Annotated in this window: 8 protein-coding genes; 4 read left to right on the top strand and 4 right to left on the bottom strand. The window is 39.5% G+C overall.

All coding sequences use genetic code 11. The features are described from left to right. Positions 1-523 precede the first annotated feature (523 nt). The 4 genes from V7K85_RS01065 (at position 524) to V7K85_RS01050 (ending at position 3,656) form a co-directional block, all read left to right on the top strand. Complete coding sequence (locus tag V7K85_RS01065) at positions 524-1,003, top strand: helix-turn-helix domain-containing protein (protein WP_334810814.1); 480 nt, start codon at positions 524-526, stop codon at positions 1,001-1,003. Positions 1,004-1,280: 277 nt separating this feature from the next. Further along, on the top strand, positions 1,281-2,261 hold the full coding sequence (locus V7K85_RS01060) for a Mu transposase C-terminal domain-containing protein (protein ID WP_334810813.1): 981 nt from the start codon (positions 1,281-1,283) through the stop codon (positions 2,259-2,261). Between the two features lie 55 nt (positions 2,262-2,316). Beyond that, positions 2,317-3,153 carry a TniB family NTP-binding protein gene (locus V7K85_RS01055; RefSeq protein WP_334810811.1) on the top strand — a complete coding sequence of 279 codons (837 nt, stop codon included), beginning with the start codon at positions 2,317-2,319 and terminating at the stop codon, positions 3,151-3,153. Beyond that, positions 3,153-3,656, top strand: coding sequence for a TniQ family protein (locus V7K85_RS01050; protein ID WP_334810810.1), 504 nt, complete (start codon positions 3,153-3,155; stop codon positions 3,654-3,656). Before V7K85_RS01055 ends, V7K85_RS01050 begins: the two co-directional genes overlap by 1 nt. A 53-nt stretch (positions 3,657-3,709) precedes the next feature. Here V7K85_RS01050 and V7K85_RS01045 read toward each other — a convergent pair whose 3' ends face one another. The 4 genes from V7K85_RS01045 to V7K85_RS01030 form a co-directional block, all read right to left on the bottom strand. Beyond that, complete coding sequence (locus tag V7K85_RS01045) at positions 3,710-9,043, bottom strand: DEAD/DEAH box helicase (protein WP_334810809.1); 5,334 nt, start codon at positions 9,041-9,043, stop codon at positions 3,710-3,712. Positions 9,044-9,141: 98 nt separating this feature from the next. After that, the gene (locus V7K85_RS01040; RefSeq protein ID WP_334810808.1) at positions 9,142-9,315 is read right to left on the bottom strand and encodes a hypothetical protein; all 174 of its coding nucleotides are present in this window, start codon (positions 9,313-9,315) and stop codon (positions 9,142-9,144) included. 178 nt (positions 9,316-9,493) lie between these two features. Next, complete coding sequence (locus V7K85_RS01035; RefSeq protein WP_334810807.1) at positions 9,494-10,285, bottom strand: Rpn family recombination-promoting nuclease/putative transposase; 792 nt, start codon at positions 10,283-10,285, stop codon at positions 9,494-9,496. A 20-nt stretch (positions 10,286-10,305) separates the two neighbouring features. Further along, positions 10,306-11,868 carry a hypothetical protein gene (locus V7K85_RS01030; protein ID WP_334810806.1) on the bottom strand — a complete coding sequence of 521 codons (1,563 nt, stop codon included), beginning with the start codon at positions 11,866-11,868 and terminating at the stop codon, positions 10,306-10,308. Positions 11,869-11,882 lie beyond the last annotated feature (14 nt).

Here is an 11,882-nt window from a genome sequence, read left to right as displayed (position 1 = left end):
GAGAGTTGCAGATTATTCTGATTCCCGCCCTTAAAACTATTAGTTTGCTAAACCCCTTACCAGACAAGTATTTCAGCTTTTCTTAGTGCCATTCGATTATAGCCTTTTTGACTTCTATTTTACTTTGCAAGCTATTTAACAAATTAAATGTCTTTATTTAAATTAACAACAATTTGGTTGTCGTCTTGTCAAAACTATCAATTTCCAAATTTTGATTAACTCATAACAAAATAATTGTCGTTTTCTATAAAAAATCGTTTAATAAAAAATTAAATGTCGTTTTTTGGAACAAAGTGGTATTATATTAATTGCTCAATAATACACACATACTAATTCTGTCATGCTCCTACTAAAGCCTCATTCTCTATAGTTGCAAGAACAGCACTAAGAGACGAGTTTTTTCGGAGGAGCTTTGCGGCAGCTAAGTATCGCATCTCAATACCGAAGTTGAGGGTGTCAGATGCAGCTTTTTATTAGAAGCAGCTTTAAGTATTTATAGAATTTCAAGCAATGGAGTTGTCTTATGGGTGAAACGCTAAACTCCGATGACGGTGACACATCTATAGCTTTTGATAGTTCGGATGAGCTTGACGAAATTTTGGAGGATGAGGATGCAGAACCAACGAACACGATTATTACTCAACTCTCGGATGAAGCCAAGCTGAGGATGGAGGTATTACAAAGTTTAATTGAGCCATCCGATCGCAAAACCTATGGAATCAAACTTAAGCAAGCGGCACAAAAGCTTGGTAAGACGGTTCGGACGGTACAGCGACTTGTTAAAAAGTATCAAGAGCAGGGTTTATCGGCTATTACCGAACCCGAACGCTCTGATCGAGGTAATTACCGTATTGATGAAGAATGGCAAAAGTTTATTGTCAAAACCTATAAGGAAGGCAATAAAAGCGGTCGAAAAATGACTCCTGCTCAAGTTGCGATTCGGGTTCAAGTGAGAGCGGAACAATTGGGTTTGGAGAGATACCCCAGCCACATGACGGTTTAACGGGTTCTCAATCCCATTATTGAGCGCAAAGAGCAAAAACAGAAAGTTAGAAATATTGGTTGGCGTGGTTCACAGGTGTCGCATCAAACCCGTGATGGATAGACCTTGGAGCCAAGATACAGCAACCATACTTGGCAGTGCGACCATACAAAATTGGATGAGATGCTGGTTGACCAGTATGGCGAAACTTTAGCACGTCCTTGGCTGACCAGAATTACAGATAGCTATTCGCGCTGTGTTATGGGGATTCATTTAGGTTTATGATGCACCAAGTTCTTTGGTTGTCGCTTTGGCTATGCGTCATGCCGTGTCACCAAAAAAGTATACTTCGGAATATAAACTTCATTGTGAGTGGGGAACTTTTGGCATTCCAGAAAATTTGTTTACTGATGGTGGAAAGGATTTTCGCTCGGAACATTTAAAACAAATTGGATTTCAACTTGGATTTGAATGCCATTTGCGCGATCGCCCCAGTGAAGGTGGTATTGAAGAACTAAGTTTCGGCACTATCAACACAGATTTTTTATCTGGGTTATATGGCTATTTCGGTTCTAATATTCAGCAACGTCCAGAAAATGCTGAAGAAGAAGCTTGTATTACGCTGCGAGACCTACAACTACTAATTGTTCGCTATGTTGTTGATAACTACAATCAGCGACTTGATGCTCGTAGCGGACAAACGCGGTTTCAACGCTGGGAAGCTGGTTTACCTGCACTACCAAGTTTAATTGACGAGCGGCAATTAGATATTTGTTTGATGAAAAAGACACGCCGCAGTATTTACAAAGGTGGGTATGTGAGTTTTGAAAACATTACCTATAGGGGGGAATACTTATCAGCTTATGCGGGTGAGAGTGTAATATTGCGATTTGACCCTAGAGACATATCAACAGTTTTTGTATATCGTCAAGATTCGGGAAAAGAAGTGTTGTTGTCTCAGGCACATGCGATTGACTTAGAAACCGAGCAGATTTCCTTGGAAGAAGCGAAAGCAGCAAGTCGAAAAATTCGTGATGCTGGTAAGCAGATAAGTAATAAATCTATTTTGGCAGAGGTGCGGGATAGGGACATTTTTATCAAGCAGAAGAAAAAGAGCCACAAAGAACGTAAAAAAGAAGAACAAGCTCAAGTTCATCCGGTGTACGAACATCCTAAAATTCACGAACCAGTTCAACAAACACAAGAAACACCTCAGCCACAAAAACGGCGACCTAGAGTATTTGACTATGAACAACTTCGTCGAGATTATGACGATTAGTTTGATAAGAATGGGTCAAATTTAAGCAAATCAAATATTTGAGCTATCACAGATTATGACAGATGAATCTTTGCGTAAGTGGGTGCAAAATTTATGGGGAAATGACCAAATACCAGAAGAATTGATGCCACAAATTGAAAGGTTAATTACTCCCAGCGTCGTAGAGCTTGACCATATCCAAAAAATTCATGATTGGTTGGATAGTTTGCGTCTTTCCAAACAATGTGGTCGAATTGTTGCGCCACCACGAGCGGGTAAGTCAGTTACTTGTGATGTTTATAAACTGTTGAATAGGCCGCAAAAAAGAACAGGTAAGCGGGATATTGTAACTGTTTTGTATATGCAGGTTCCAGGAGATTGTTCGGCGGGAGAACTACTAACATTAATTTTAGAAAGTTTGAAATATGATGCAATTTCGGGTAAATTAACTGATTTACGGCGACGAGTACTGCGGCTCATTAAAGAATCAAAAGTAGAAATGTTGATTATTGATGAAGCAAATTTTTTGAAGTTAAATACCTTTAACGAAATTGCTCGAATATACAATTTATTAAAAATTGCAATTGTGCTTGTGGGAACTGATGGTCTGGATAATCTTATCAAGAAAGAACCTTATATTCATGACCGTTTTATAGAATGTTATCGTTTGCAATTAGTGTCAGAGAAAAAATTTACCGAGTTATTACAAATTTGGGAAGATGAGGTTTTGTGTTTACCCGTGCCATCAAATTTAACTAGGAAAGAAACTTTAATGCCGTTGTATCAAAAAACAGGTGGCAAGATTGGTTTGGTGGATAGGGTTTTAAGACGAGCAGCGATTTTATCTTTGAGAAAAGGGTTAAGCAATATTGATAAAGCGACTTTAGATGAGGTTTTGGAGTGGTTTGAGTAATGGAAAATATAGCTAAAGAGCCTAGATTTTTTGATATTGAACTACTCCAAGGTGAAAGCTTAAGCCATTTTTTAGGACGCTTTCGTCGAGAGAATTATTTAACTGCAACTCAACTTGGTAAATTGACGGGGTTAGGTGCTGTTATTCGTAGGTGGGAGAAGTGTTATTTCAACCCGTTTCCGACACAGCAGGAGTTGGAAGCTTTGGCTGGTATAGTTGGTGTGGAAGTTGAGAAGCTTAGAGAGATTCTGCCATCAAAAGGTGTGACTATGAAACCCAGACCAATTCGGTTATGTGGTGCTTGCTATGCAGAATCACCCTATCATCGTATTGAATGGCAGTTTAAGGATGTGATGAAATGCGATCGCCACCAGTTACGTCTGTTAACCAAATGTACTAACTGTGAGACTCCTTTCCCGATTCCCGCAGATTGGGTACAGGGTGAATGTACTCACTGTTTTTTGCCTTTTGCAACAATGGCGAAGCGTCAGAAACGTCTTTGAAAATGGCTTAAGGTTAGAGGTGCGAACACTGCCCTATCGCACTCTAAAGCCACTCACAAACCTGCTAGTTTTGTCAACTCTGTTTGCCAATCTTCATCATGTCGTAGGACAAGGACATGGTAAGTGGTACTGTGCTTGAGATTATCTCGCTCAATTTTGTCTTGTCTACGTTTCTCAAGGCTGTCATGAACTGAACCGTCACAAAAAACAGCAATGCCATCTTCTTTATAGAGAAAATCTGGCTTACAGTTGGTCTCTGGAATTAATTCCTGTGTATAATCTGGTAGTTTATATCCGCGTTTATAAATTTCTTCTAAAACTATTCGCTCAAATTGGGAATTTGGGTCTGTTTGTTGCAGCAGTTGTTGATACTGTTCATCACAATATATTCCTTCTATCTGTACTGTGCTTTTTTGCAGTTTGTCAAGTAAGGTTTTGATGAGATGGCGATTGATCAAAGCATGGTCGAACTGGTTGCGGTAAGAAAGTAAGCATTCATAGCAAGCTTGGACACAACTATCTTTAGGTTCTTTGAAATGGCAAATATCTAAAGCTGCATCGGCTATTTTTTGAAAAGCATCAGGCTTTTCTAATAGTTGAGAAAGAACACCTGCACCACCTTCCGTAGCTTCCCAGAACAGTAAATATTTACCGTCTCCCAGGCGTTCGGAGTCTAGTTCATCGGCTTCTAATTTGTACACTGCTTGGATGGCAGTTTCCAAGACATATTGCAGGGTGGCAATAAAAGCTTCTCTTTCGTCTGTGGGTACACTTAATGGTTCAACAACCAGAATATTGCAGGTATTTTTCACCATTAAGTTAACGTCGGTGTGAATACTATCTTTTGCTGAGTCGTTTTTGGCATCGCCCCAAATACCAGTTTTGATATCGAGTTTAAATCCTCGTTCCTCACTTTTTTTCTTGTTCAGTCCGCGATTAATATGCCAGATGTCTGCTGTAGCGCCATAAGTTAAGCGTAATAATTCTGTACCATCGGCAGTCTGTACTACTGCTGATTGGCGTTTTTGCTGGTCGTAACGGAAGTGGGTGGTGATGTTGTAACCGTATTTAAGGCGTTCTTCTTCGTCGCAGGTAATGCGTTCTCGTCTCCAGGCGATCGCAGTTTCCATTGATAATAAGCGTGTAAGTAAAGCTTTATTATTGTTACTATCGGCAAGTTTTGCCCCGCAGTTCTCACAGGTATCGCGGTGACTAGTTGCCCCTTCATGGAAATAACCACATTTAAAGCAGACATTTACCCGTTGATAGTCAGCGCCACCAACAGAGATTTTGGTTTTAGCCACCATAAATTTACTACCCTCGTAGTAAATAACATTACCAGGGGCAAATTCTCTCAAAGCCACGCTGCGGAGGCGAGAAATAAATTCGCCACTTTCTTCTGTGGGAATAAATGCCCGGACTGGTAAGCGGGGGAAGTTAAACCCAGGTAAAAATCCCTCGGCAGCAAAGTAACGATAGGGGTAAAATTCAAACTGATTATTGCTTTTGCCTTGGACTTGTCCCACTAACAGGTCAATTTGTCGCAGTGCTTCTTTTTCTTGGGCTTTAGCGATATCCCGTTCTTCTTGGGTCGCATAGCCTCTGGTATAACGACTTGTGCTGTCGCGGGCTTTGTCTAATTGTTCAACTGCGTCTTTGTATAGTCTACGCCAGCGATCGCACGCTTGATCAAAGGCATTATCTGCATTTTCTAAGGTAAAATGTAACCAATTTTCAGAATACCAAGAGGTTTTGTTCAGATCGTTTTGGCAGAAAGTATCAGATAAAATCAGTTTTGTAGCTGCCAGACATTTGGCTAATTTTTCCTGACTCATAGTGATTCGCTGACTTACATCTTCTTTTAGCGGACAGTCCGGCGAATCTAACTCCAGAATTTGGTTCATGGAATTTTCCAGGTATAAGCCAGTGTGTGCCAGCCAAATTGAATACACATGAGATTTAATTAAATCCTGGTTAGCTAGTTCTAATTTAGGCGGGGCGACGACACCAGCAACCATTTGACTTTGACGTTTAAAGAAATATTGGTCGTGACCGCTACCAATGGAGGCATAAGTAATTACTAAAGCTTCCTGTCCACTTCTGCCGGCGCGACCACTGCGTTGGGCGTAGTTGGCTGGACTAGGGGGAACATTCCGCAGATGGACAACGCTGAGGTCGGAAATGTCTATCCCCAATTCCATTGTCGGGGAGCAAAATAAAGTTGCTAATTTGCCATGACGGAATGCGTCTTCTCGTTTCTGGCGGTTTTCATTTTTTACCTGTCCGGTATGTTCTCGCCCTTCTAGTGCTTTAATTTGATGAGCGTTAGTTTGGTAGAAGTCTTGAAAAAATTGGTTGACAGAAGTATTTCTGTCGCTACCCTGCAAGCGACGCGAGGTTAAAGGGTCGGGGGGAATTTCACTTAATTTTGAGGCTACCCAGACCATTGAATTAATTTTTAGTTGGACTTCTTCTTTCTTGTATAAGTAACCTGCATCTGCCAAAGCATTTACCAGAGCATTAATTAATTGGTTATAATCTGACTCTGGTAAAGGTTTTTGCAACCAATTCCATGCCCGATTAGAACGCAGAAAGCGCCCGATTTCACCACGCAATGTCAGCCTGATTGTATTTCGTCGTGATTTACCTTTTTTTTCTGTGGGGCTGAGGCTTGCCGAAGCAGCTTCGTGTAAATATTCAAAATTATCAATTGTCCAAGGGTCTTTTAGTGCTTGAGATACTTCCTTTTTCAGTTGTTCTGTACCCTCTCGTTGTAAAATTTTCGCATCAATTACCAATTTTTTTCTTAAATGGTCGAGGAAGGTTTTAACAACAAAATATCTTTGTGATGGTGAGGCTTGCAGTAAAATTGGATGGCGGTATTTTTGCCAGAGTTGAGTATTTTCACAAGTTGCTAATAGTTCGGCGTATTCTATGGTTAATAAACCGCATTGTTCTAGATTCGGTTGGACAATTCGCCAACCGCGACGCAAATCTTCGTATAGCCGATATTCAATTAAATTGCTAAAAGCCTCTTCATTCTTGCGTTTACCAATGCCAAATTCTGCGGCTTCAATTGCATAATCTGTTTGAGATAAACCCATCTGTTTGACAACTTCCGCCGCAAGTGCTTTGTGAGTTAGCTTTTCATTTTCTTGAATAGCACTATTCAAAGCTGCCCGTAAGAAACTGGTTTGGACAAAATCATTGAAATGTCCTGCCTGTAATGAAGCATCCTGACGGTTATCAGTAAAGCTGAGGATTTTTGCGGCTTTGGCTTTCTCGCCAGTGAAAACTTGTTTCAGACGACTGACGGTAGAAAGACAAAGTAGAGTTGTTGCGGTACTACGTCCTTCACTACTTAGACGAGAGAGTTTGGTAAATTCGTTTTTCTTTTGGTCGTACAATACACCGCAGTGGAGACAAGTAAGAAAGGGTTTAGGAATAAACCAACAGGTAGTTCCCTGTAATACAGAGTTTATAACTTTACCGTTGGGTAGAACTTGCAGTTTCTGGGGAATAAAAGGTGCATATTTTTTTTCGGGAATACGCCCTTGCTTTTTAGTTTCTTTAAACCATGAGTCAGGAAGTCTCTCTTCGTCTTCTTTATCCCAAAGTCCGGGTTCATCAAGGGTTAGGTAGCCTTCCTTGATATCTTCATTGTCAAGACTATCTAAGGCTGTGGGTAATTGGGGCAGTACAATATCTTTTTCAGAATCGTAGCGTACCACATAATAGTCCTGTCCGCATTCCCGACAAAATACGAGGGGATAAAGCAGGCGGTTTTCGGTGGTTGTGTACTGCCCTTCTAGGGTGAGAAGTCGTTTGTCTCGATTTTCAATCGTGGCGTAAACGCTACCGCCTTGGGAAATAAACTGATGCAGACGGAATGCCAACCCCTTTGTTTTGCTTCCCCAAAGAAATATCTGTTTGAGGATATTTAAGCAAGTTTCCTCGTTGAGTTGGGTTTCATTTGCGAGTTGATTTGCACCTGTTTCTAAGGTGATGGGTGTGCGACGCACGAGATGTCCTTGTTTGTCTTCTAAACCAAAGTTCATCTCTACCCAGTGGCTAAGGGAATGCTGTTGAAAAGCGTCTAAGGTTTGTTCGGACTTTGGTGGTAAACCTTGGATAATGCTTTCCCGCAATTTTTCGGTGGTGGGTGCAGCACTTTTGATAGAACGTTCTAAAGTTTCATCGATGACGTTGCTGGGTTGAATTTCCACACCGAATAATTTACTAGCAACATCTGCGACTACCTGACGGCGTTGCTGGCGGGAACCTTCGGAAGACATGGTGGCACTAGTGCCAATACACAGAAGTTTCTGGCCGCAGCGTTGCCGAAGTTTGCGAATTAAGATGGCGACATCTGCACCTTGCCGTCCTCTGTAAGTATGCAATTCATCTAGTATGAGAAATTTTAAATCGGGGGATGCTACTAATTTATCTTCGTGAGTGCGAGACAGCATTAACTCTAGCATCACGTAATTTGTGAGCAAGATTTGGGGCGGGTTGTTTTGAATTTCGGTTTTCTTCTCTAGTTTTTCTTGCCCAGTGTACTTTTCAACGCGAATATGGGTACTAGGTACTTGTTTGAGAAATTTTCTTAATTCTTCTTCCTGAGAATTAATTAGGGCATTCATGGGATAAACCCAAATAGCCCTAACTCCTTTGATTTCAGGATGGTGTAGCAAATCATCAATGATGGGTACAACATAAGTTAGGCTTTTACCGGAACCCGTTCCTGTGGTGACAACGTAGGGTTCTTGACGTTGTGATGTTTCAAAGGCTTCTTTTTGGTGGTAGTGGAAGGTAAAAGGTTTACCATCTTGTGAGAAGTAGCGTGTACAGTCGGGATGGAGAACACGTTGCTGTACTAATGTAGTGACAGATGCGCCAGGACGATATTTAGGGTTAAGTTGCACTAAAGGGTCAGTCCAGAGTTGACCTTTTTCTAACTCGTTATCGACAAATGTTTTTACTTTTTCGTCGCGGATTTTGAGGAAGCTTTCAATATAGCGGCGGTAGTCGCCAATTACTTCGTTGCGGAAATTAAATATATCAAGGAATTGAGAATTGGTGAGAGAGGATGAACTACTGTTTACTAATACTTGATGGTTTGTTCGACCTAAGCGTTGGTCAATCCATTCTCGAAGTTGGTAATTGAAGGTTTGAGTAATAGTAGAAAAGTCGAATATTTCTGCAACTTCTTGTATATCCCAATTTCGAGGAATACTTGTAAATAGTAAAGTTAATTGTTCTGGTGTAACAGCTATTACTCCTGTACAATCTAGGAATGCTAATTTTTGACTTAATAAATTGCTAATAGGTAAAATTCCATTCTTAGGCTGCTGTAATAATTCCTGTAGCTTTATAGTAATTTTCATAAAATTTGATTCTAATTTTTAGTAAATAGGGTGCGTTAACAAACTAACGCACCCTATTTACTATATTTCCCGTTATAGACACGGAAATAACAAAATACTTATTGTTCTTCTACAATTTTTCTTACTTCTTCTACATCTATTTCTAATAATTCAGCAATTTCCTGAATGCTTAGTCCTTTCTTCAGTAACGCTGGTACAACTTTTAACTTGGTTTTTTTCAGGATACTTTGGTAAAAAGCAGTTTTTTCTATCTCTTTACCTAAATTCAGCATGGTCGCTATTTCCTGCTATTAGAAATTTTTTGCATATTTTTGGCAACTTTCCTTACTTTTTCAATATCCAGTTCTAAACGGTCAGTGCTTTAGCTTCTTGATAAACTTTAGTTTGTTTGAATAAGTTTAAATTCAGTATTACTTTTATTTACTCCAAAGTAAATTATGCAATTGAAAATTAATCTCCCAAAGCTTTTCTAATGGTTTCATCATCCAATTCTAATAATTCTGCTATCTCCTGAACACTGAGTCCCCTTTGCACCAGCTTTGGCAAAATTTTTAACTTAGCTTTTAGTTCACCTTCTTCTTCGCCTTCTGCTTTTGCTTCTTGATAAACTCTAGTTTCTTTCAGCAAGTTTAAATTCAGCATGGTTTCTATTTCCTCGCGGCTTAAGTTAGGAAACTTGTAGACTACTATTGTCTCTATAAATTCTATAACTTTTCTTTGGATAAGAGTGTCTGTTAATTCTTCCTTAGCTTTGTTAATTAGAGTTTTGGCGAATTCTCTAGCTTTGTCCTCACTCTCTACAACTAAGCGTACAATTCCTATTCCTAGAGAATCATCTAGTATATCTTCGAGTTCATCTAGGTAAAAGCGACGTAGATGAGGTTCTAGCAAGGAACGATAACGTTGGGGATAGCTACGTTCATTGCTGCGTTTGTCATAGATAACTATGGCGAACCAGTCAGGGTTAGGTGGTTGATATTGGGTAAAGTATAGGAAAATACTTGTAAATAATCGGTCATAAAATCCTTCATCTTTATAAAACTGAATCTCGACAAAGTACAGTGGTTCATTACTGAATTCCTCAAAGGGGGAAAAGACACCATCCAATCGGAAGCTTTTTTGTTTAATTTCAGGTGAAGTAAACTCATAAATATTGGTTTTATTATCAGTCCTACCAATAATTTCAAAGAAAATGTTGGGAAACTCTTTAAATATCTCGTAGAAAATTGCATCTGTTTTCATAAATTACGAATTACGAATTATTAAAACATTCTATCCCATGCCTCCAGCACTAACCTTTGGGTGCGATATTCACCAAACTGCTTAATTTCGTTATTCTTCAAAACGCGGAATGTTTCGCTAGGGAAGTCTGCACCGTAGACATCAGCAGGGTCTAGAATATATCGCAGTTCATCACGGGTGAGTCCGTAGAGTTTGGCGTAATATGCGTCTAATTCTGCTCTTAATAATGCGCGTCTGTTAGGGTTCCAGATGAAGGGTTCGCCGTTGTATCCCATATCTTTAGCAAAGGGTTGCATATCCCAGGCGGTATATACTAATTCGAGGACGCGATCGCTAATAAATTTGATATCTTCTGAGGTGTATAATTCTGGGGAAAGAACGGGGAGTTGTTTGAGGATGAAAAAGTTGAGATTCACACCTCCTACTTTCTGCTTGGTAACAAAATCGAAGATAATAGCATTTAAGTTTGCTAGTAAGCAGCAAGCTAGCAAGTTAATTTTAAAATTTGCTAGTATAAGTGGCATTGAGTTACCAACACCAGAAAATGGTAAAGCTGTAGCAATAAATGTTCGCTCGTTTGTTGGGCTTGTAACACTCTTGAATCCAATAAAATAATTTGATGATGGTTGTGGTAGTTTTGCATAAACTTCTTTCTCACTAACCCAATATTGAGGTCTAGGAATATATTTTGGATTACAAGATTGTTCTGTCAAAGTTTCAACTGGCTGACCAAGGCGTTGCAAGTTTTGATAATTAGTAATAACACTTGCTGCTCTATGGTCGAATGCCTGAACCATTTTTCCTTCATAAAGTGGAACTAAATCATTACCCACGTCATTTTTAAATAAACCACTATCATTTGACATATGAAACATTGTCATAAATGAAATACCCCAAGGATTACTCCCTGTTATTTCATTTTCTAAAACAGGAACGCGCTGATATATTTTTTTAGTTAATTCTGCATCTTGACTAGTTCTAAAAACTGGACAAGTAAAAGTATTAGGATTAATTAAGGCAATATCTTGAGGTGAAAGCTGAAATAGACGAGTTTGATTGTCTAATTGTTTAGTTTGAGTCAGGAAGAAGGCAAAATTCCCCCGTTTGATTGGTTTACCACTCATAGCCAATAGAGAAAATTTATAACTTCGGTGTACCGCAGTAAATAAAGCTTCTCGATTTTCAAAATCATACAGACTTGCTAAAGCTTGTTTCTGCGTCAAATCTCCAAAAAACTTTTTACAAGTATCATCAGTTGCAATTCCGGTAGGAACAATTACCCCAACTCTTCCATCAGATGAAATCAACTTTCTCGTAGTCTCAGCAAAAATAGCATAAGTATTGATATCTCCCACCGCAGTTAAAGGAAATCTACCCGACTCCCGAATAAATTTCCCTTGTGCCTCAGCATCATGCTTCGCATCTTCAAATGCTTGTGCTAACTCAGGATTTTTGTTTGGTAATTCCTTAATTAACTTCTCCCGCGCCGCCTTATTTATAGCGTTAGCAATTTCTGCACTTTGAGAAGCAAAAAATTCTTTCTCTTGTAACTTAATCCGTTCCCAAGGTGGATTACCCAACACACAATCAAATCCAC

Origin of the sequence: Nostoc sp. (assembly GCF_036917615.1) — a bacterium.
Classification (GTDB): Bacteria; Cyanobacteriota; Cyanobacteriia; order Cyanobacteriales; family Nostocaceae; genus Nostoc.
Note: the sequence above shows the minus strand (reverse complement) of the source record. Positions and strands in the feature narration are given on the sequence as shown.

What these genes read in the sequence shown, in the direction of transcription:
- V7K85_RS01065 (WP_334810814.1), top strand. Translation starts at nt 524, where the DNA reads ATGGGTGAAACGCTAAACTCCGATGACGGTGACACATCTATAGCTTTT.
- V7K85_RS01055 (WP_334810811.1), top strand. Translation starts at nt 2,317, where the DNA reads ATGACAGATGAATCTTTGCGTAAGTGGGTGCAAAATTTATGGGGAAAT.
- V7K85_RS01050 (WP_334810810.1), top strand. Translation starts at nt 3,153, where the DNA reads ATGGAAAATATAGCTAAAGAGCCTAGATTTTTTGATATTGAACTACTC.
- V7K85_RS01045 (WP_334810809.1), bottom strand. Translation starts at nt 9,043, where the DNA reads ATGAAAATTACTATAAAGCTACAGGAATTATTACAGCAGCCTAAGAAT.
- V7K85_RS01040 (WP_334810808.1), bottom strand. Translation starts at nt 9,315, where the DNA reads ATGCTGAATTTAGGTAAAGAGATAGAAAAAACTGCTTTTTACCAAAGT.
- V7K85_RS01035 (WP_334810807.1), bottom strand. Translation starts at nt 10,285, where the DNA reads ATGAAAACAGATGCAATTTTCTACGAGATATTTAAAGAGTTTCCCAAC.